At 39.1% G+C, this 22,019-nt stretch carries 21 protein-coding genes and 1 other annotated feature; of the genes, 20 read left to right on the forward strand and 1 reads right to left on the reverse strand.

The window, feature by feature from the left end; translation table 11 throughout:
- Positions 1 to 133 precede the first annotated feature (133 nt).
- The 13 genes from wecB (at position 134) to EFT72_RS16580 (ending at position 9,787) form a co-directional block, all read left to right on the forward strand.
- Entirely contained in the window at positions 134 to 1,240 is a 1,107-nt protein-coding gene (gene wecB / locus EFT72_RS16520; RefSeq protein ID WP_124068021.1) for a UDP-N-acetylglucosamine 2-epimerase (non-hydrolyzing), read from the forward strand.
- Positions 1,241 to 1,385: 145 nt separating this feature from the next.
- Entirely contained in the window at positions 1,386 to 2,567 is a 1,182-nt protein-coding gene (locus tag EFT72_RS16525) for a methyltransferase domain-containing protein (RefSeq protein ID WP_124068022.1), read from the forward strand.
- 82 nt (positions 2,568 to 2,649) lie between these two features.
- On the forward strand, positions 2,650 to 3,531 hold the full coding sequence (gene rfbA, locus EFT72_RS16530; RefSeq protein WP_124068023.1) for a glucose-1-phosphate thymidylyltransferase RfbA: 882 nt from the start codon (positions 2,650 to 2,652) through the stop codon (positions 3,529 to 3,531).
- Positions 3,532 to 3,561: 30 nt separating this feature from the next.
- A complete protein-coding gene (rfbB, locus tag EFT72_RS16535) occupies positions 3,562 to 4,584 on the forward strand; it encodes a dTDP-glucose 4,6-dehydratase (RefSeq protein WP_124068024.1) in 1,023 nt (340 codons plus the stop codon).
- Between the two features lie 25 nt (positions 4,585 to 4,609).
- Positions 4,610 to 5,455: a dTDP-4-dehydrorhamnose reductase gene (gene rfbD, locus EFT72_RS16540; RefSeq protein WP_124068025.1), complete on the forward strand. Its 846-nt coding sequence runs from the start codon at positions 4,610 to 4,612 to the stop codon at positions 5,453 to 5,455.
- 292 nt (positions 5,456 to 5,747) lie between these two features.
- Positions 5,748 to 5,897, forward strand: coding sequence for a 50S ribosomal protein L33 (gene rpmG, locus EFT72_RS16545; protein ID WP_013271142.1), 150 nt, complete (start codon positions 5,748 to 5,750; stop codon positions 5,895 to 5,897).
- Positions 5,898 to 5,921: 24 nt separating this feature from the next.
- A complete protein-coding gene (gene secE / locus EFT72_RS16550; protein ID WP_124068026.1) occupies positions 5,922 to 6,125 on the forward strand; it encodes a preprotein translocase subunit SecE in 204 nt (67 codons plus the stop codon).
- A gap of 23 nt (positions 6,126 to 6,148) precedes the next feature.
- The gene (nusG, locus tag EFT72_RS16555; RefSeq protein WP_124068027.1) at positions 6,149 to 6,664 is read left to right on the forward strand and encodes a transcription termination/antitermination protein NusG; all 516 of its coding nucleotides are present in this window, start codon (positions 6,149 to 6,151) and stop codon (positions 6,662 to 6,664) included.
- 85 nt (positions 6,665 to 6,749) lie between these two features.
- Positions 6,750 to 7,175 (forward strand): 50S ribosomal protein L11, encoded by a 426-nt coding sequence (rplK, locus tag EFT72_RS16560; protein ID WP_124068028.1) that lies wholly within the window; start codon positions 6,750 to 6,752, stop codon positions 7,173 to 7,175.
- Between the two features lie 153 nt (positions 7,176 to 7,328).
- Positions 7,329 to 8,024, forward strand: a complete 696-nt coding sequence (gene rplA, locus EFT72_RS16565) for a 50S ribosomal protein L1 (RefSeq protein ID WP_124068029.1) — start codon at positions 7,329 to 7,331, stop codon at positions 8,022 to 8,024.
- 40 nt (positions 8,025 to 8,064) lie between these two features.
- Positions 8,065 to 8,210: a sequence feature (ribosomal protein L10 leader region), on the forward strand.
- A 58-nt stretch (positions 8,211 to 8,268) separates the two neighbouring features.
- Entirely contained in the window at positions 8,269 to 8,772 is a 504-nt protein-coding gene (rplJ, locus tag EFT72_RS16570) for a 50S ribosomal protein L10 (protein WP_124068030.1), read from the forward strand.
- A gap of 121 nt (positions 8,773 to 8,893) precedes the next feature.
- Positions 8,894 to 9,265: a 50S ribosomal protein L7/L12 gene (gene rplL / locus EFT72_RS16575; protein WP_124068031.1), complete on the forward strand. Its 372-nt coding sequence runs from the start codon at positions 8,894 to 8,896 to the stop codon at positions 9,263 to 9,265.
- Positions 9,266 to 9,583: 318 nt separating this feature from the next.
- Positions 9,584 to 9,787 (forward strand): cold shock domain-containing protein, encoded by a 204-nt coding sequence (locus tag EFT72_RS16580; RefSeq protein ID WP_024838270.1) that lies wholly within the window; start codon positions 9,584 to 9,586, stop codon positions 9,785 to 9,787.
- Positions 9,788 to 9,897: 110 nt separating this feature from the next.
- Here EFT72_RS16580 and EFT72_RS16585 read toward each other — a convergent pair whose 3' ends face one another.
- A complete protein-coding gene (locus EFT72_RS16585) occupies positions 9,898 to 10,518 on the reverse strand; it encodes a cytidylate kinase-like family protein (RefSeq protein ID WP_124068032.1) in 621 nt (206 codons plus the stop codon).
- Positions 10,519 to 10,697: 179 nt separating this feature from the next.
- Here EFT72_RS16585 and EFT72_RS16590 point away from each other — a divergent pair, with 179 nt between their 5' ends.
- From EFT72_RS16590 to EFT72_RS16615, 7 genes are all read left to right on the forward strand, one after another.
- Entirely contained in the window at positions 10,698 to 11,417 is a 720-nt protein-coding gene (locus EFT72_RS16590; RefSeq protein ID WP_124068033.1) for a polysaccharide deacetylase family protein, read from the forward strand.
- A gap of 100 nt (positions 11,418 to 11,517) precedes the next feature.
- Positions 11,518 to 11,916: a GntR family transcriptional regulator gene (locus EFT72_RS16595; protein WP_124068034.1), complete on the forward strand. Its 399-nt coding sequence runs from the start codon at positions 11,518 to 11,520 to the stop codon at positions 11,914 to 11,916.
- Positions 11,917 to 12,244: 328 nt separating this feature from the next.
- Positions 12,245 to 13,294: a DUF5808 domain-containing protein gene (locus EFT72_RS16600; RefSeq protein WP_124068035.1), complete on the forward strand. Its 1,050-nt coding sequence runs from the start codon at positions 12,245 to 12,247 to the stop codon at positions 13,292 to 13,294.
- Between the two features lie 501 nt (positions 13,295 to 13,795).
- On the forward strand, positions 13,796 to 16,030 hold the full coding sequence (locus tag EFT72_RS16605; protein ID WP_124068036.1) for a DUF6273 domain-containing protein: 2,235 nt from the start codon (positions 13,796 to 13,798) through the stop codon (positions 16,028 to 16,030).
- A gap of 9 nt (positions 16,031 to 16,039) precedes the next feature.
- The gene (locus tag EFT72_RS16610) at positions 16,040 to 16,495 is read left to right on the forward strand and encodes a hypothetical protein (RefSeq protein WP_124068037.1); all 456 of its coding nucleotides are present in this window, start codon (positions 16,040 to 16,042) and stop codon (positions 16,493 to 16,495) included.
- A complete protein-coding gene (locus EFT72_RS19360; RefSeq protein ID WP_164473198.1) occupies positions 16,492 to 16,659 on the forward strand; it encodes a hypothetical protein in 168 nt (55 codons plus the stop codon). Before EFT72_RS16610 ends, EFT72_RS19360 begins: the two co-directional genes overlap by 4 nt.
- Before the next feature lie 31 nt (positions 16,660 to 16,690).
- Positions 16,691 to 22,018 carry an InlB B-repeat-containing protein gene (locus EFT72_RS16615; RefSeq protein WP_164473199.1) on the forward strand — a complete coding sequence of 1,776 codons (5,328 nt, stop codon included), beginning with the start codon at positions 16,691 to 16,693 and terminating at the stop codon, positions 22,016 to 22,018.
- Position 22,019 lies beyond the last annotated feature (1 nt).

Here is a 22,019-nt window from a genome sequence, read left to right on the forward strand (position 1 = left end):
ACGATTGACTGTATAGATGGGAATTGGAAGAGGGGGAATCCTCAGAGATGTCCTTACCACTATACTTATAAAAAAGAATAAGTCTGAAAGCAATATTTTTTGCTTACAAACTTATTATACGAGGAGGTGTGGTATGAAACATATTATGCTTATATTCGGAACCAGGCCAGAAGCGATTAAGATGTGTCCTCTTATTAATGAACTGAAAAGCAGAACGGGAGTTCGTATCAGTGTCTGCGTCACCGGTCAGCACCGTACAATGCTTCATCAGGTACTGGAGGCGTTTTGTGTAGTTCCGGATTTTGACCTTTCCATTATGAAGGAAAAACAGACATTGTTTGAGATCACAACGAATATATTGGATAAAATCAGGCGTATACTGGAAATAGAAAAGCCGGATCTTGTATTGGTTCATGGTGATACAACCACGACGTTTGCATCTGCTTTGGCCTGTTTTTATTTACAGATACCCGTAGGTCATGTGGAGGCTGGTTTAAGGACTTATGATCTATCTTCCCCCTATCCGGAAGAGTTTAACAGACAGGCGGTCAGTATAGTCGCTACACATCATTTTGCGCCTACGGAAGCAGCGAAACAAAATCTGATAAAAGAAGGAAAGAATCCATCGACATTGTACGTTACTGGTAATACGGCTATTGATGCATTAAAAACCACAGTCAGGGAGGATTATAGCCATGAGCAGCTGGAATGGGCATCAGACAGTCGGCTGATTTTGCTGACAGCACACAGAAGAGAGAATCTGGGTGAACCAATGAGGCAGATGTTTTGTGCCATTAAAAGAATTATAAAAGAATATCCGGATGTTAAGGTGATTTATCCCATACACTTAAATCCTCTTGTAAGAAATTTGGCTGACAATGTATTTAAAGATGAGGATAGGATCCGCCTGATTGAGCCTTTGGATGTATTGGATTTTCATAATTTTCTTGCGAGAGCGTATCTGGTTTTAACAGACAGTGGAGGAATACAGGAAGAGGCCCCGACTCTAGGAAAACCAGTACTGGTCATGCGTGATACGACGGAACGTCCAGAAGGAGTTGCAGCAGGAACCCTTTGGCTTGTGGGGACAGAAGAGGAAACAATCTATCATTCGATAAAGAAGCTGCTAAATGACGAAAGTACCTATGATAAAATGAGTAAAGCCAGCAATCCTTATGGGGATGGATTTGCCAGTAAACGGATTGCAGATATCTTGTTAGGGGTTCATACGTTCCATTAATATAGCAAAACACCTCAGCGTAACATAAGATTTTATATGTTACGCTGAGGTGTTTTGCTTGTTGTTTGCAATTTTACTTGACAGTGACCATACGTCACCCTCTATAATGCTTATAGTATAAGATTTATAGAGAGGGGGCAAGGCAATGAGCCAATTTTACACATCAGGTCAGTTTGCAAAGAAGGCCAATGTGTCCATTCGTACGATTCGGTATTATGACAAACAGGGGCTTTTAAAACCGGCGGGAATGAGCAGTGGTGGATATCGTCTCTATACGGATTCAGATTTTGCGAAACTCCAGAAGATCTTATCCTTAAAATATCTCGGCTTTTCTCTTGATGAAATCCGATCCATCACCATCAATGATAATGACAAGGATTATGTAGGAGAATCCATAAAACTACAGTTGAATCTGATCCGAAAGAAAATTGAACATCTTAAACTGGTGGAACAGACGCTTACAGAGACATCCCGTTTAGTAATGGATGATAAGAGCGTAGACTGGAGTAAAATCCTGCATCTGATTCATATCACGAATATGGAAAAAACACTGGTGGAACAATACAAGGATGCGGCCAATGTAAGCATTCGGATTGGACTTCATAAAAGGTATACAATGAATAAGCAGGGCTGGTTTCGCTGGCTGTATGAGCGTATGGAACCCATTGCTGGGAAACGGGTTCTTGAGCTGGGGTGTGGAAACGGAGAATTATGGCGCAGCAATGAGGATAAAATCCCTAGGGACGCCAACATTTGTCTGACTGATGTTTCGAAAGGAATGGTTCGGGATGCAGAGGATAATTTAAATGGTCTGTTGGGTAATTTATCGTTTGAAGTACTTGACTGTAGGCAGATTTTAAAACCAGAAGGAAGTTTTGATATAGCAGTTGCTCATCATGTACTGTTTTATTTGTCTGATTTGTCTGGAGTTTTAACACAGATTTATCGGGTTTTGACGCCGGGAGGGATTTTTTGTTGTAGTACTTATGGATGCGAGCATATGAAGGAAATTGGTCAACTTGTTCGAGAATTTGACTCTAGGATTACGTTATCCGAAGTGAATCTATATGATGTATTTGGTCTTGAGAATGGAGAAGAGATTTTAGCACGGCATTTTAGTTCGGTGAAAAAAGAGGAATATCAGGACAGCTTGGAGGTCACAGATGCGGGTGCTCTTATGGAGTATATTTTGTCTTGCCATGGAAATCAACAGGAATATCTAAGCGATCGGTATGAAGAATTTCGTGAATTCCTTGAAAAAAAGATGAAAAAGAGGGGAACCATCCATATTACCAAGCAGGCAGGCGCATTTCTTTGTACAAAATAAGGAAAAAGTAAGAGAAAAACACTTGACCATTACCTTACGTCACCCTTTATGATAGGAGTAAGATTGAATAGGAGGAAACAAAATGAAGGGAATTATTCTTGCCGGAGGCTCCGGCACCAGGCTGTATCCATTGACTATGGTGACATCCAAACAGTTATTGCCAATTTATGACAAACCTATGATTTATTACCCTCTTTCTGTGCTTATGAATGCAGGGATTCGAGAAATTTTAATTATATCCACACCGGATGATACACCCAGATTTGAAGCTCTTTTAGGAGATGGGGGCCAGTTTGGAATCCAGTTATCCTATGCAGTGCAGCCATCTCCAGATGGGCTTGCTCAGGCATTTATCATTGGGGAGGAATTTATCGGTGGCGATAGTGTCGCTATGATATTAGGAGATAATATTTTTGCAGGACATGGACTGAACAAGCGACTCATGAATGCTGCGAATAAAAAAGACGGCGCTACAATTTTTGGTTACTATGTAGACGATCCTGAGCGGTTTGGCATTGTAGAATTTGATTCTGACGGAAAAGCAATTTCCATCGAAGAAAAACCTGAAAACCCCAAGAGTAATTATTGCGTGACGGGTTTGTATTTTTATGACAATAAAGTGGTGGAATATGCAAAAAATCTGGACCCGTCTCCAAGAGGAGAACTGGAAATTACGGATTTGAACCGTATCTATCTGGAGGCTGGAAACTTAAATGTGGAACTGCTAGGGCAGGGATTTACTTGGCTTGACACAGGAACCCATGAATCATTGGTTGATGCAACTAACTTTGTACGAACCATGGAAACCCACCAGCATAGAAAGGTGGCTTGTCTGGAAGAAATTGCATATTTAAACCATTGGATTACCAAGGATCAGCTAATTGACAGCATTGAACCTTTAAAGAAAAACCAATATGGACAGTATTTAATGGATGTTTTAGCGGGAAAATATATAGATCGATAATGAAAAAATAAAGGATCAGGAGGGAATACAATGAAAATTATCGTAACAGGCGGTGCCGGTTTTATCGGAGGGAACTTTATTCATCATATGGTAAACAAATATCCAGATGATCAAATTATCAATTTAGATTTACTAACATATGCAGGAAACTTAGAGACTTTAAAGTCGGTAGAAGAGAAGCCTAATTACCGTTTTATAAAGGGAGATATTGCAGATCGCACGTTTATATTTGAATTATTTGAAAAAGAGAAGCCAGACGTAATCGTCAATTTCGCAGCAGAAAGTCATGTGGATCGATCCATTACCGATCCGGAAGCATTTGTAAGAACAAATGTTATGGGAACGACGACTCTTTTAGATGCTTGTCGTACGTATGGAATTAAGCGGTTCCATCAAGTGTCCACTGACGAGGTGTACGGAGACCTGCCTCTTGACCGACCGGATCTCTTTTTTACGGAAGAAACACCACTTCACACATCGAGTCCCTATTCGTCGTCGAAAGCAAGTGCGGACCTGTTTGTATTAGCGTATCACAGAACGTTTGGGTTACCTGTGACGCTTTCTAGATGTTCTAATAATTATGGACCTTATCATTTCCCGGAGAAATTGATTCCTCTTATGATCAGTCGTGCACTGGCAGATGAAGAACTTCCGGTGTACGGAAATGGGGAGAATGTAAGAGACTGGCTTCATGTTTCGGATCACTGTGAGGCCATAGACTTAATTATCCATAAAGGAAAAGTGGGAGAAGTCTATAATGTAGGTGGACACAACGAGCGCACCAATTTAGAAGTTGTGAAAACGATATTAAAGGAATTAAAGAAACCGGAAAGTCTGATTAAATACGTTACGGACCGCCCAGGTCATGATAGACGTTATGCCATTGATCCGAAAAAACTGGAGACAGAACTTGGCTGGAAACCGAAGTATAACTTTGATACTGGCATTCGTCAGACCGTTCAGTGGTATTTGGATCATGAGGATTGGTGGAAGCATATTGTGAACGGGGAATACCAAAATTATTTTGAACGTATGTATGGAGCCCGTTTATAATCCATGATGATGAAGTGAGGTTATTATGAAAGTATTTGTTACTGGCGTAAAAGGTCAGCTGGGATTTGATGTAGTAAATGAATTGAACAAACGCGGGCATGAAGCGGTGGGGGTGGACATTGAAGAGATGGACATTACGGACCCAGAAAGTGTAAACCGAGTGATTCGGGAACATGCACCGGAAGCAGTCATTCATTGTGCGGCCTATACGGCAGTGGATGCGGCGGAAGAGAATGAACAAGTGTGTCGAAACGTGAATGCAAAAGGAACCGAATACATTGCAAAGGTGTGCCGGGATCTGGATATTAAGATGATGTACATCAGTACGGATTATGTATTTAATGGGGAAGGAACTCGTCCCTGGGAACCGGATGATAAAAGGGAACCTCTTAATGTTTACGGACAGACAAAATATGAGGGTGAGCTGGCGGTAGAAGAAAACATAAAGAAATATTTTATCGTTCGGATTGCCTGGGTGTTTGGGAAAAATGGAAAAAATTTTATTAAGACTATGCTAAATCTTGGTAATACCAGGGATAAGTTAACGGTGGTGGCGGACCAATTTGGTTCTCCTACCTATACGTATGACCTGGCAAGGCTTTTGGTGGATATGATTGGAACAGACCGGTATGGACGGTATCATGCGACGAATGAGGGATATTGCAGCTGGTATGATTTCGCCTGTGAAATCTTTAAACAGGCAGGTATGTCTGTAAGTGTGGAGCCGGTGGGATCTGATCAATTTCCAGTAAAAGCAAAACGGCCTATGAATAGCAGAATGAATAGAAATAAGCTGATTGAGAATGGATTTCGTTGTCTGCCTCCCTGGGAGAATGCGCTAAGACGATATCTGGCTGAACTGGAAAATTAAAGGAACAATGGAACTGTTTTTTCTGATCGTTGAAACAACTCGGTCAGAAAAATAGTTTTGAAAGCAAGAAGAAAAAAATTGTTTCTTGCTTTTTTTTGCTTTTTGTGGTACAATGTCTGAATATTACAAATTATTCGGCTTATACAAAAAAAGATTGACGAATCCTGCCCTATATGTTATAGTGATTGGGCGAATGGAAGAGCTTAGGTCTTTTTTTTATGCTCAAAAATGTTTGCAGCATGAAATGAAGGCTGAAAACACAATAACGAAAATTTAAGTGGAGGTGGAAGTCGTGCGCACAAAAATCACACTGGCATGTACAGAATGTAAACAGCGTAATTATAACATGACCAAGGATAAGAAGACTCATCCGGACAGAATGGAAACTAAGAAATATTGTAGATTCTGCAAGAGCCATACAATGCACAAGGAAACAAAGTAATTAGTTTGTAAAGGACGTGAAATTATGGGAGATACAGTGAACAACGAGGGTGCTCAGAAGAAAAGCTTTTTTTCAGGCTTAAAAGCTGAGTTTGTAAAAATCGTTTGGCCTGACAAAGAAACCGTAACGAAACAGACGATTGCTGTTATGTCGGCATCGATAGCTTTAGGACTGATTATTGCGATTCTTGATCTGATCATCAAGTTTGGTCTCAGTTTTATCTTATAATTCGTAAGGGTTAAGGTGAGTTTATGTCAGAAGCACAGTGGTATGTAGTCCATACCTATTCAGGTTATGAGAACAAAGTAAAAGTCGACATTGAGAAAACAATTGAAAACAGAAACTTACAGGACCAGATTCTGGAAGTATCGGTTCCGTTAGAAACCGTCATTGAAATGAAAAATGGCGTGGAGAAAAAGGCCGATAAAAAGATGTTCCCCGGCTACGTACTGATTCACATGGTTATGAATGATGACACATGGTATGTAGTGCGTAATACCCGCGGCGTGACAGGCTTTGTAGGTCCTGGATCAAAACCGGTTCCTCTGACAGAAGAAGAGATGGAGAAACTTGGGTTCAAGAACGAAGAAGTTATTATTGGCTTCGAAGAGGGAGATACCGTTGTGGTAACTTCCGGTGCATGGAAAGATACCGTTGGTGCCATCAAGTCCATCAACGGAGGAAAGAAAACCATCACCATTTATGTTGAGATGTTTGGCCGGGAAACACCGGTGGAACTGAATTTCAACGAAGTGAAATTGATGTAACAAGTAAAAGCGGCTTATACCAATGTATAGGCTCGTGGGAGGGAAATCCCCGACAATACCACATTTATTTAGGAGGTGCCTAATTATGGCAAAGAAAGTAACGGGATATATTAAATTGCAGATTCCAGCGGGAAAAGCTACACCAGCTCCTCCTGTAGGTCCGGCACTCGGACAGCATGGTGTAAACATTGTTCAGTTTACAAAGGAATTTAACGCAAGAACAGCAGACCAGGGAGATTTAATTATTCCGGTTGTTATCACTGTTTATGCTGACAGAAGCTTTAGCTTTATTACCAAGACTCCACCAGCTGCTGTATTATTGAAGAAGGCCTGCAAGTTAAAATCTGGTTCTGCAGTTCCGAATAAGACAAAGGTAGCTGCTATTTCTAAAGCTGAATTACAAAAAATTGCTGAATTGAAGATGCCTGACTTAAATGCTGCATCTGTAGAAACTGCTATGAGCATGGTTGCAGGTACTGCAAGAAGTATGGGTATCACAGTTGAGGATTAAGTTTCTTAACGAAGACAGGCAAAGTGCCAGCAGAGCTTAAAACTTAAGCTGTTTGAAGAGCCATTAGGCGAATCAGACTTTCTTCTCGGTTGGCGAAGCTTTAAAAACGTGGGAGGGAAAATCCCCGACAATACCACTAGGAGGTTATTTAGAATGAAAAGAGGAAAAAGATACGCAGAGGCAGCTAAGACAGTAGATCGTGCTGTTCTCTACGATTCACCAGTTGCAATTTCTTTGGTTAAGAAGAATGCAAGTGCTAAATTTGATGAAACAATAGAAGCTCATATCAGAACCGGTTGTGACGGACGTCACGCTGACCAGCAGATCCGTGGTGCCGTAGTACTTCCTCATGGTACCGGTAAGACTGTTCGTATCTTAGTTTTTGCTAAGGGGCCTAAGGCTGACGAAGCACAGGCTGCAGGAGCAGATTTCATTGGAGCAGAGGAATTAATTCCGAAGATCCAGAACGAAGGATGGTTGGATTTTGATGTGGTTGTTGCTACTCCAGATATGATGGGTGTAGTAGGTCGTTTAGGACGTGTCCTGGGACCGAAAGGTTTAATGCCTAACCCCAAAGCTGGTACTGTTACTATGGACGTAACAAAAGCAATCAACGATATCAAAGCTGGTAAGGTTGAGTACAGACTTGATAAGACAAACATTATCCACGTGCCAGTAGGAAAAGCTTCTTTTACAGAAGAACAGTTAGCGGACAACTTCCAGACGCTTGTTGATGCAATCTCCAAAGCAAAACCAAGTTCACTTAAAGGTGCTTACTTAAAGAGCGTAACTCTGACATCCACCATGGGACCTGGCGTTAAGCTGAACGTAGCAAAGTTAATGAACTAATTTTGTTTTGTGGTTGACATGAATGATATATAATGTTATACTACGCTAGTATTGACTGCCGAAGACAGCAGGTGCCGTTAGGCATAAGGTGTTACCACCTGCCGAGGATTGTACAAGAATCATTTTATTCAAATGAATTTGTAGACCTCTCTGTCCTTTGGGCGGGGAGGTTTTTTCTTTGCGGTTTATACGAGCGGGTTTTGGACTAGTTCCAGGACTTAGACTAAACAGGAGGTAAACCATAATGGCAAAAGTTGAATTAAAGCAACCAGTTGTAAGCGAGATTAAAGAATTACTTGACGGCGCTGAGACAGCGGTAGTTGTAGATTACCGTGGAATCACCGTTGCTGAGGATACAGAGCTTCGTAAGAAATTAAGAGAGGCTGGTGTTTCCTACAAAGTATACAAGAATACCATGATCCGTTTTGCAGCTAAGGGTACAGCATTTGAAGCATTAGACCCAAATCTGGAAGGACCTACAGCACTTGCTGTATCCAAGACAGATGCAACCGCTCCAGCTAGAATTTTGGCTGAGTTTGCAAAGACAGCTCCCGCTTTAGAAGTTAAGGGCGGCGTTGTTGAAGGTGTTTATTACGATGCGATAGGTATGGAGCAGATCTCCAGCATTCCTTCCAGAGAAGTTCTTCTTGGAAAGTTACTGGGAAGCATCCAGTCACCAATCACAAATTTTGCCCGTGTTCTCAAGCAAATTGCAGACGGACAGGGTCAAGAAGCAACAGAAGCATAATTTTCTCATTGAAAACAAGCGGCTGGCCGCTTGTGTGTAGAAAATTGGCTGTTCGATGAGCCAAAGGCGAACCGAACTTTTATTAAAAAATAAAACATACTAATTACGGAGGTATATTATCATGGCAAAGTTAACAACAGCTGAGTTTATTGAAGCGATTAAAGAATTATCTGTTTTAGAATTAAATGATTTAGTAAAGGCTTGTGAAGAAGAATTTGGGGTATCCGCAGCAGCAGGCGTTGTAATGGCTGGAGCAGGTCCTGCAGCAGCAGCTGAAGAGAAAACTGAATTTGACGTAGAATTAACTGAAGTAGGTCCTAACAAAGTTAAAGTTATCAAAGTTGTACGTGAAGCTACTGGCTTAGGCTTAAAAGAAGCAAAAGAAGTAGTTGATGGTGCTCCTAAGGTAGTAAAAGCTGGCGCTACTAAGGAAGAAGCTGAGCAGATTAAGGCTTCTTTAGAAGCAGAAGGCGCAAAAGCTACTTTAAAGTAATTTAAGCCTTTATAGAACAGGGTCTGATCCTAAGAATAGGGACAGACCCTGTTTTTCATGGTAGGAAAATTTTCTATTTTTCTTTTGGTTAAAATCATGTCCCACTATAGTTGCAAACATCCTAGTATTGGGAAATCATAGATTAGTCTTGACATTTTATGATTTTCGGGTTAAAATTAACGTGTAATATCGTATGGAGTTATGATTTCACATATTTTTGTAAGTCATTATTTTCGGATGATGATTTACAAAAATATGTGAATTTTTGTTTCAGGCGATATATCAAATTATTTATTTTTTTAATAGGAGGTACACGTTATGAACAACGGTACAGTAAAATGGTTTAATGGTGCTAAGGGATATGGTTTCATCGTGAATGACGCTACTGGCGAAGAAGTATTCGTACATTTTTCCGGAATTATGTCTGATGGTTATAAGACACTGGAAGAAGGCCAGAAAGTGACTTATGAAACAACAGAAGGAAACCGTGGTCTGCAGGCAGTTAATGTTTGTATGGCTTAATTGATCGCGAAAGCATCAATTTATAAGCGAACCTTTAAGAGCTGTCCCCATTCAAGATGGAAGGGCAGCTCTTTTTTATTTGTAAAATTTGTGCAATAAATAATAAGTATTTAGGGAGTAGTGCTGCATGTAAGAAGTAGGGAGTCTGTGTAGATGTGTTTGATTAAGTTGAGGGTGGGGGGGATACCAAGATTGCTGATGTTTAAAAGAAGCTGATAGGTCTCGATGCTTCCCCACTTATGGTCGGTATAGGTTTCATAGTAATGTCTTCTTCGATTATCGGTGCGCTTGATACATAGCTCTGCTTCTTTTTTTGATATTCCATAGCGTTCCATAATACGATGAATCCGGTCATTTTTGGAGGCGCATATAAATATGTGAATGATTTGGGAATAATCCCGGAGTATGTAGTCGGCACATCTGCCTACGATGATGCAGGGACCTTTCTTTGCAAGGTTTTGAATGATTTCTTTCTGGGCCTGAAAGGTGCAATCGTTTAGGGATACATGGTGTGGGGCTAGCCCATTGTACCGATAGGCAGAGCGAAATGTATTGTAGATCGATTCATCTACCTCTTCAACAGTGCCCTCAGTGAGCCCTAATTTGATGGCGGTCTTATTGACTAAAATTCTGTCGTACATAGGAATTCCAAGTTCTTGGGATAATTTCTCTGCAATGTCGTGACCTCCACTGCCAAATTGGCGTCCTATGGTAATAATTTTGTGCTCCATATGGGACCACTCCTTTCTTTTTTGGAAATTTACAGAAGACGTTTGGTGTACTTTTTATTATATCTTAATCATAGCCTAGTTTAGAAGAAAAGAATAGAGAAATCTGGAAAATTAGGTTTTATTTTTGGTTCTTATTCCATAGATTGATTAATAAAGGCAGAAAGCCGGTCTTGTGTTATATGAAGATGAGATGGAAGGCAGCTTGTTTACTGGCTGTTCTTGTATTAGACATTTTTTTGGTGGGTGCTATGAAGGATTCGTATCATAAAACAAGAGATACATTATTTCTTCCGGTTGATGCAGAGGCTGAATCAAAGGAAAAGGTCAAGGAACAGTTTTCTGGAAATAAGCAAATCGCATTGACGTTTGATGATGGACCTCATTCGAACTATACACCAAAGCTTCTCGATGGACTTCGTGAAAGAGGAGTTCATGTGACTTTTTTCCTTCTGGGTGAGAATGTAGTAGGAAAAGAAGCAATTGTAAAACAAATGCAGGAAGATGGACATTTGATTGGAAATCACGGATATAGTCATGTTCAGCTGAATAAAGAGTCTGTGTTAAGCGCCTGTGAGCAAATAGAAGAAAATAATAAGCAGATTGAGGCAATCACTGGAGTGAGACCTCAGTATCTGCGTCCCCCATTTGGATCTTGGAACGATGAACTGCAATGTACCACCAACATGTCTGTTGTCTTGTGGGATGTAGATACGTTGGATTGGAAAACACAAAACACCCAAAAAGTAGTTCGATACATCCTAAAGCATGCGGAACCAGGAGATATTATATTACTTCATGATGTGTTTCCGACTTCTGTGGAGGCAGCACTTGAAGCAATTGATATTCTTTCCAAGGAAGGCTATACGTTTGTTACTGTGGATGAGTTGCTGATCGATTGAGGTTGTATGACCTAACTGCATACAGCCACTTGACTTTAAGCATTATTTGTATTAATATAAATAATACAAATAATGCTTAATGAATGAATGGAGGATAAGAATGTTAGTTAAGCTTAACACTGCAAGTTCAACACCTATCTATGTGCAATTGCGTAATCAAATAGTTATGGGAATAGGACGGGGAGATTTGAAAATTGGACAAGGGCTACCTACTGTTCGGCAAATGGCAGAAGACATTTGTATAAATATGATGACGGTGACAAAAGCTTATACCATCCTTAAAAATGAAGGATACATTGAAATTGACCGTCGTCATGGAGCCAAAATTAAACCGACAGCACTTTTAACAGGTGACTTTACAGAGAAAATTGAAAGTGAGCTAGCTTTACTCATTACTGAATCATCGATAAAAGGAATAAAAAAAGAATACTTTTTAAAAACATGTGAAGAATTGTTTGATGGATTGAATATTATACAAATGGCAGGTGAAAGTATATGATTTCTATAATTATTAATATATTTGTCACAATAGTGATTTTATTTGCACTAATGTTAACAAACAATACTGCGGAAAAAGCTAATGGTAATATTCTTCTTGGAGCCTCACTCCCCTATTCAGAACTTAAAAATAAAGAAGTACTGAAAATTATTCAAGATTACCATAGAACTTATATTTTAGTAGGCGTGATATTTTTTATACTTATTCTTCCACTTCTAATTTTTTCAAAATATGTTTCGATTAGCACATTATATATTTTATTTTGGTGCTGCTTGATATTCTATATAAACAGTATAATTAAAAAAAGTATTTTAATAAATTATATTTGTTGAAAAGAAAAAAAGGATGGTTTGTCGGAGAAAAAAATATTATTAGCATTGATACAGAGGTAAGTAGATTAAAAGGCAAAATGGTCCTCTCAAAGTTTTGGTTTATCTTCGCTTTTGTTATTTCTATAATACCCGTAGTGTTATTATTATTGGAAAATGAGTATCATTATTTTTCTTGGATATATCCTATTTGTTCAATTGCATGCGTAGGTGTAGGATACTTTGCCTACCGGCTAGTAACAAAAGAACGGACTGTCACATACTCAGAAAAAACGGAAATAAATTTAGCCCTGAATCAAATATATAAATATCAATGGTCAAAATGCTGGATTTTGCAAGCGTACATTGGAAGTATACTTTATACGCTTATGTTTTTCTTAGCTCGATATCATTTTCTTCATTTATTTATAATGTTTGCCCTTCTTGGTATATCCACTTGTTTGACCTTTGCGCCTATTTTATCTGCTTATTTTAAAGTAAGAGACAAACGCAATAATCTGTTCCTATTTGCTTCTAGTGAGGTGTATACAGATGAAGATCAATACTGGAAGACGGGAAGCTATAATAATCCAAATGACAAACGTGTTTGGGTTGAAAAGCGCGTTGGTTTTGGAACAACGATTAATATGGCATCAAGATCTGGGAAGTTTATTAATATTTTTATTAATGTTATACTTGTTGCAAGTGTAATAGCAGTTATAGCTTTATCTAAATTTTTAATGCCACTGGACTTTGGTTCTGTGGAATTAGAAGTGAAAGATAATATTGCTTATATAAATGCACCTATGTACAGGGACTCTTTTTCAATGGATGATGTACAGGAAATTAAGAAGGTGGAACATCTACCTAAAATGAGCAAACGGAAAGGTGGAGATAGTGATAAATTTTATGTAGGTAGTTTTAATGTGCAGGGATATAGTAACTGCTCAGTATATGTACATCGGAACACTGCTCCCTATATTTTTGTTACTTTTTCAGATCGGGTTGTTATCTTTAATGGAAATTCACCAGAAAAAACAGAAAAATTTTATTTGCGGCTAATGAAGTAATGCTTAGTCGATTGTACAGGTCTAAGACATGCCGCTCGTATGGGCGGCGGGCTTAAGTTGTATTTAAACATCAATTGGGACTTTACTATTTCAGAAACATTTGATAGAATGATATTGCTTCCATCTTTTATTTATCTTTACCTGTAAGTTTATGGGGTTTCTCAATACATCTCTATTTGTCGGATTTATTCAACATACCATCTCAACTAACACAATTTTTTCTCTAATTAACTCACCATTTCTATCTTATTAATAATCTAGCGGTTTTCGAATTCTATCATTTATTCTAATCTATCAATCCAACCTAGAAACAATGTTTTATTTTATTCTTTTCGCATGTCAAAATTTAAATCTAAATATTCTGGCGTCAATTGCCACAATAAAATTCCATTAAACCTAATTGAAATACTTTTTTTGATTCCATTATAAATAGGATCAATGAGAAAAATATATAAGTAAGGAGTGATATTTATATACAAAATAAGAAAGGTCAAATTTATTGTGTTATTGGGTGCAGTACTAACCGCATCCAGTATTCCATTCTCCGGTTATGGGGCATGGATACAAAAAGATATGAATTGGTTTTATGAAGAAAATTGGGTGTATGAAAAAAACACTTGGAAGGAAATTGAAGGATCTTGGTACTATTTTGACCAAACAGGATACATGGTTACTGGTTGGAAATTAATTAACAACAGATGGTATTTTTTCAATCCCATATCCGATGGGACAAAAGGAAAAATGCTTACCGGGTGGCAATGGATTGATGGGCACTGCTATTACCTGGCAGGAATCCTTGATTCTCATTACCCGGAAGGTGCAATGTATTCAGATACCATGACTCCAGATGGGTTTCAGGTTAACAGCTCTGGGGCATGGTCAGATAAAGACGGTAAAGTACAGTACACAGATGGTAAAGGGATACAGACAATAACAACAACAATAAGGTCAGTAAATAAATTTTTTTTGGGAGGTTCTGGTGGAGGCGGTGGATCAAGACATAGTAGCAGACATAGATCCGGTCATAAAAGTAATGAATCCAAAAATCGGGATAATACAAAAGTGGATGTGTCCACTCCATCCGATGCACAATCAGCAGATAAGAATTCAGGTAGTAAAGTGGAAGAGTATAGCTACACCATTAGATATCTGAATGCTGCGAATAAAACCGTTCTCCAGATTGTGACTGGAAAAGAAACTAAAAATACAGAAATTATAATTGATAATCCAAATACTGAGGGTTACAAGATATGTAAAAATCAGAAGGAAAGTTTTCTTCTCTCAAAAAATGGAATGACAATTACGATTTATCTAAAAATGGATAGTGACTGTGCTACGCCCTCAGAAGCGACACCTTCACAAGCGAAGAAAAAGGTTTCATGGAAGGTCTATTTTGTAGAAGAGGACGATCATAGGAATCAAATATTGAAATCTCAACATGGAAAGACGGAGGAAGGTTTGGAACTTGTGATTGATTATCCTGATACTATCGCAGGTGCAGATGGATACTATTATTACTCTACACTTCCTAGTCCATGGACGACTGAGGTATATGGATCTGGAACACAAAAGTATTATATTGAATTTGAAAAAGGAAACAAGATACCCACGAAAGATGATCCTGATCAGGAATCAAAGGATAAGTTAAGCAAATGGTTAGAGACTATAAGTTCATGGGATTTTGAAATTACGGGAAGGAAACCAACCGATTCGCAGATTATAACAGATAGCAGGGAAGGAAGTAACGAAAGGATTTTAAACTTAGTTTCTATGGCTAAAGGTTCGGATCGAAAGGAGCTCTATCTCGTTGCAAAGGGTTATATACCAAACTCGGTGATTATAGGTCAGACGTTTGATGATGTAACAAATGTATCAAATTTGATTATGGATGAATTCATAATAGATGGTAAAACCTATACCGTTATGCGAGTGGGATTTGAGAAGATTTATGATGAGGAAACCTGTAATCATGATTATGAAGTAATAGAAAGAGTAGAGCCTACAAGTACAGAGGACGGTTATGAAATAGTCAGATGTAGAAATTGCGGCAAGGAAGAAACGATTATATTGCCAGCAACAAGTCAGGCAGGTGATACGCACTATAACATCGGTGATGTACAGGCTAGAACCATAGGAGATAAAATTTATCTGTTTCGGTGCATTGATGATGATTTTGAGGATGCACTAGGAAATAACAAGCAGACAGCGTTATTTTTGTGTGATAGCGTGATTCGATCGGATATTGACGGAACAGGAAGTAAACGGAGTTTTGGAGAAATAAATAATTATAAATACTCAAATGTAAGGGAATGGTTGAAGGAACATGCTCTTGATCGGCGGTTTGCCCAGGATACATACATAGGAATTACAAAGTCTTACATCGGAGCAACAAAGAAAGGCACCTATGAACAGTTTTTAGATAGCAGTTTAATGGGATTTGACCGTTTGTATCAGTCCATGGAAGATAAGGTTTTTCTTCTCTCTGTGGAGGAAGCCAATAAGTACCGGGATTATCTCTGGAAGTTCAATGGAAGTGAGGAAAACAATTCGGAATCCCAAATATCTGCTTATTCAAAGGGATATTATCTTAGGACGCCACAGGATAACGGGAGGGATAAGTTCCAGTATGGAAAAGGGATTTATTCGGTCAGTCTGGTAGACGGGAATATAAAGCCAGTTGATGTAAGGGAAACCAGTATAGGAATTCGGCCAGTCATGGCGGTTCCACAGGGATAGGAGAGGACGATGGTAAAACTTAATTTAAGGCTATTAAGAAATAGATTATTTAGTGTTATTGATGATCAATATATGGGGGGAATTCCACAAGAAACTCTGAAAGAGGTAATACAAAGTGGAGCATTTTCTCAAATCGTGATGCCTATCTTTTCTGCTTATTTAATTTTACGTTTTATGTATTTGTTATTGGGAAATGCCGGGGTAATAAAGATAAATTCAATCATTGAACTTATAGGTGGCTTCTTTTTGGCCTATATCATGATTAAATTTCAGCCAAATGTCACTCCTGACTTAATGATCATTTTCTTATGTTGTTTTTTAATGATTAAACTGGTTTTATTGACAATCACAAAGATATTAAAAATACCGACAAGACACTTTGGCAGTTTCGAAACGAAAATGATTTACCCCAAATATGGGATTGCAGTGGCAGTAGATAAGAAAGAAAGGAGGGAAGAGTCATGATTTCACTATTATATTTATTGTTTGCTTTTCTCTGTGCAGCGATTGTTATTTTGTTATTTGTCGGAATCGGCTGCATCGCATCTCTGAATTCCAGACCAAAGACGCAGGAGGACGAGGAACAAATGGAGTGGTTGATCAATTACCAAAGTACACAGATAAAATAAAGAAATCATGCACTTTTATGGAGAGAGGAATATGAAAAAAAGATTAGGGAGAATTGTGAGCCTATGTCTCACCGTGGCACTAATGACCACAAATATTGGTTACTTGCCACCAGTTAATGCACAACCTTTTACTGGAATTTCAAGGAAGATCATAGAAGATACGGATTCCAGAGCAACCCCATCGACAGCAACTAGGCTTGAAGCAACTAAGACAACGCCATCGGAAGCAACTAAGGCAACGCCATCAGAAGCAACCCCTTCCAATGCGGATAAAAATTTTACTTTAGTAAAAATAGATCCTGAGGATGAAGATATCCCGGAGTACTACTCCCAGGTGACAAAAGCGGGAAAAAAGTTCTGGAAGTTTGAGGATCGATATGGGGCTGTACAATACCGGGATTATGGTTTTATTAAAGGGGAAGCAGAGTTTCCTGTGTGGTACGAAACGGATCAGACGGGAACGGTTACGATTCTATCAGATTTCATCAATCCGGATGACGAATACTATGACTTGGCTCCTTATATTTATGAAAGTGTGAAGCCTGAAACGTCAGATTGGGAGGATTTATCCAATAAGATATTTGGAGACACGGATACGATTACCAAATTTAAAAAAGATTTCCACACCTTTATGAACTGGGATGAAAGCAATTATTCCATATGGTCAGTAATTCAAAAAACGGATTTGGGATATTTTTATTACGGTCAAATACAAAATGAACGAGATTCCTTTAATGGGTGGTATTATGCAGATTTAAGTGGAAATATAAGACCAATATTGCAAATGAAAACAATGATGTTAGCTGCAGAAAATACTGTGAAATTAACTCTTGATGCAAACGGAGGAACAATCTATAAGCAGAATGTATATGAAAAAGATGTAGAACCTGGGGAGTATTTAAATAAATATTTAAATTTCGATGAACTAGAGCAAAATCTTAAAAGAACAGGGTATGACTTCTGGGGGTGGTTTGAAAATCCAGAAGGCACTGGTTTAAGGTATCGCTATAATTCAAAAATAACAGAGGATAAAACACTATATGCGAGATGGCATAAAGTAGGAAACAATGTAACATTTTATAGAAACTACCCTCAAGGTGATAAGAGTCCTTATTCTTATAATACAAAAAATATATATTATGGAGATCAAATTGGTGAATTTCCAGATTTATACCCAGTGGGAAAAGGGTTAGAACTAAAGGGGTGGTATCTAAATGAATACTGTACTGGAAATCCAGTAACTCCAGATCAAATTATGGGTGAAACACCATTAAGTTTATATGCAAAATGGGGTGATTTTGATGTAACATATAAACTTCATTATGGCTATGGTATAGATGAAACAAATTTGCCTTCTGAGATTAAAGCAAAATCTACTGCTGACTCAGCAACCTTAGCAAAATATTATCTACCGAAATTAAACTCTAATGACCTTTTTGTTCCTGGACGTTATGATGGTTATTGGTCAGATGAGCCTGATTCAATGTTAGGAGCCGTGATTTTTGAAAAAGCCATTAAGGGAAGTTGGTTTCCTACAAAACATGTAACAGATTTATATTTAAGGAAAAAAATAAAAAATATAGCCATAGATCTCTCTTATCCAGTTTATGAAGACGGAAGTGATTGGATAACATCAGGTGTTGGAGGCGCACCATATCAAAAGTATGGTGAAGTACTATCTGATAGAATATTGCAAATATTAATGAATAAGGTTCCATCTGGCAAAAAAGTTTATGGTTTTTATTATGATGAAAAAAGAACACAACCAATTGATTTGTCTTTACCCCTTTATCCTCATGATCCTCATGATGAAACAACAGGTTTTGTGAGACTAATGTTTTATATGAAATGTGCAAAAGAAACAAGCATAATAACCTTTAAAGATTTTGATGGAAGCATAATAATGCAAGAGCCTGTAAATTTTGGTGAAGACATATCATTTCCAGATGATCCGGTTAGAAACAAATATACATTTATAGGGTGGGATAAGGATTTAGGAAATTTAAGTAATTTATTAACAGATACTGTAGTTACTGCACAATATGAAAAAAATAATTTTAAATTAAAGTTAGATGCCAATTCAGGGAATTTTAATGGCAACAATGAAAAAACCTATTCTGTTGATAAGGGGGAAACATTAAAAAAATATTTAGACGAGTCTGAACATGAATTAAAAAAGAATAATTTTAAATTTTTAGGTTGGTATAGCGACAAAAAAAATGGATTAAAAATAGAAGATTCATTAAGGATGCCAAGTAATGATTTAACATTATATGCGCATTGGGAAAGAAGTTCTAGCGAGGTTACCTTTAAAGATTGGAATGGAACCGTCTTAGAGAGGCAAGAGGTTTCAATCGGAGCGGATGCGACATTGCCGGAGATTCCAGAGCGACCTGGATATACGTTTACTGGCTGGGACAAGCCTTTAACCAACATTCAGGATCATACAGATATTACAGCCCAGTATTCCATTAATGGATATTTGTTGACCTTAGATGGAAATGGCGGAACCCTGGAGGGAAACTCAACAAAAGAGGTGGTCGTTTCCTTTGACCAATCCTTTGATCAAGTACTGAAAGATGGTAGGGATTTGATAAATCGACCTGGATATCATTTTGATGGCTGGTACACCAGTGCTTTAGGAGGAACCGGTTATGCCTACAGCGGAAACCAGATGCCCTCCATTGATGTAAATGTGTTTGCTCATTGGTCTCCCAATACATACAAAATAACTTTTGATCCCAATCATAAGAAATGGGTGGGAGGTGAGTTTAAGGAAGAGCATACCTTTGATACAGAACTTGGAACTCTGCCGGCCCCTGAGATTTATGGCTGGAAATTTAACGGCTGGTGGACTGGAAAGAACGGATCCGGGACAAAAATAACAGAGCATTCTTTGGTAGATCCCAAAGATATGATTTATTACGGAAACTGGTTATCGGTGGCCTATCCGGTTCGTTTCCTTTCAAAAGTGGAACAGCCAGAAGGGGAATCGGTACAAACCTTTCCCGTCAATCAGGTTTATGATGAGGTGTTTCACACGCTTCCAGAACCGGAAGAAAAGGGGTATACCTTTATCGGCTGGTATGATGGAGATAATAAGAAGATCAATCCTCAATCTATCTTTCAGCCAGATTCAGGAGCAGAAGGATATACCTATCATGCAGGGTGGAAAGCAAATCATTATAAGATACGGTTTGTTTCCAATGATACAGATGGAACACCAGTTGTGACAGAAATGAATCAGGAATATCCTTCCCAGTTTGGAACGCTGCCGACTCCGGAAAAATCAGGATACACGTTTGTTGGTTGGTTTAAAGAGAACGGGGACGAGGCAACGGCTGGAAGTTGGATAGAAGCAGGTGATAGGGAATATAAGGCCAGATGGATAGCAAACCAGTATACGATCCATTTCAATAGAAATCTACCGGAGTCAGAAACGGTAGAAAATCCGCAAGATAAGACTGTGACCTATGCGCTTCCAGTTGGTGTGCTGCCACATCTAAATGAAACCGGATATCTGTTCCTTGGATGGTTTACCGAATTAGACGGGGGAAACCAAGTAAAGGAAACCACACTGGCTGCACTGGGAGATCAGACCTATTATGGTCATTGGGTCATTGGAATCATTGATAATGGAAATGGAACCTATCGAAGACCTGGGGCAGATGGAAAATGGAATACCGTGGATGATGAACTCTGGTGGAAAGGACTGGATGGAATTTCTCGGAATTCCGATGATAAACAAATATTAACCTTTTCAAATGGTACAGGCTCTTATGCAGACAATGGAAATGGAACCCATTACCGTACAGATTCAGAAAATTGGATCAGCGGAATAGAACACTGGTGGAATGGTACAGATGGAATTCCCGGAACGGATGATGATATCCGAATTTATAACGGTGGGCATGGAAGCAGTGGAACCCCGATCTATTACATCGACAGTGGCAATGGAATGTATATTCGACCAGGAGCCAGTGGAAACTGGGCAAGCGGTACCGAATACTGGTGGTATGGAGCCGATGGGAAACCGGGAACTACCGATGACAGACAGATTTATGGATTGCCCGGAGGATCCGGTTACTACATCGACAATGGAGACGGAACCTATATTCGTCCGGGAACCGGAGGAAGCTGGGAAAACGGCACCGAATACTGGTGGTATGGAGCCGATGGGAAACTGGGAACTGCCGAAGATAGACAGATTCATATAATTCCCGGAGGATCCGGTTACTACATCGACAATGGAAATGGAACCTATACCAGATCAGGAACTGGTGGAAGTTGGGAAAATGGAACCGAATACTGGTGGTATGGTACAGATGGAAAGCCGGGAACTACCGAAGATAGACAGATTCATATAATTCCCGGAGGAACCGGTTACTACATCGACAATGGAGACGGAACCTATACCAGATCAGGAACTGGTGGAAGTTGGGAAAATGGAACCGAACACTGGTGGTATGGAGCCGATGGGAAACCGGGAACTGCCGATGATAAACAGATTCATATAATTCCCGGAGGAACCGGTTATTACATCGACAATGGAGACGGAACCTATACTCGTCCAGGAACCGATGGAAGCTGGGGAACGAATGAAGATGAGACTTGGAACAATGGTCCAGATGGAAAACCGGGAACAGCCGATGATTATAAGCAGATTGACACAGAGCCGACAAATCCAGAACCGACAAAGCCAGAACCAACAAAGCCAGAACCGACAAAGCCAGAACCGACAAAGCCAGAACCAACCGATCCAGAGCCGGAGCCACCAAAACCCACTGAAAAATCCGAAAAGAGCAGTGAGAGAGAAATTGTAACAAGTCCTATTGAAACAATCATAGACAGTAAAGAAAAACTGACAGCCCCAGATACGGGAGGAACCTTCCAAGTAGATCCAGACAACCCTTATGATGTTACCTATAAAAAATCAGATGGATCCATTGCAAGCAATGAGTGGGTTGGTGACGGAGAAGACTGGTATCATGTGGGTTCCAGAGGGAAATTAAACTATGACTGGTACCTAGATGGACAAAAGACCTGGTATAAGCTTAATAAGGAGACAGGAGACAAATTTGGAGCAGCATTGATTGGTTGGAATCATGAAACCATGGATGACAAGAAGTATTTCTTTGATCCAAAAACAACTCAAATGTTGACTGGCTGGCAGTGCATTGATCATAAGTGGTACTACTTTACCAAACAAAATGAAGCTCAAACCTATTATGGAACCAATGACACTGGCTGGGCGTATGAACCAAAGATGCCGGGAAAACCATACGGATCTATGTATCAGAATGAGAAAACACCCGATGGATATCGGGTTGATGAAAATGGAGTATGGATCAGAAAGTAAG

Source organism: Clostridium sp. E02, assembly GCF_003833015.1.
Classification (GTDB): Bacteria; Bacillota; Clostridia; order Lachnospirales; family Lachnospiraceae; genus Lacrimispora.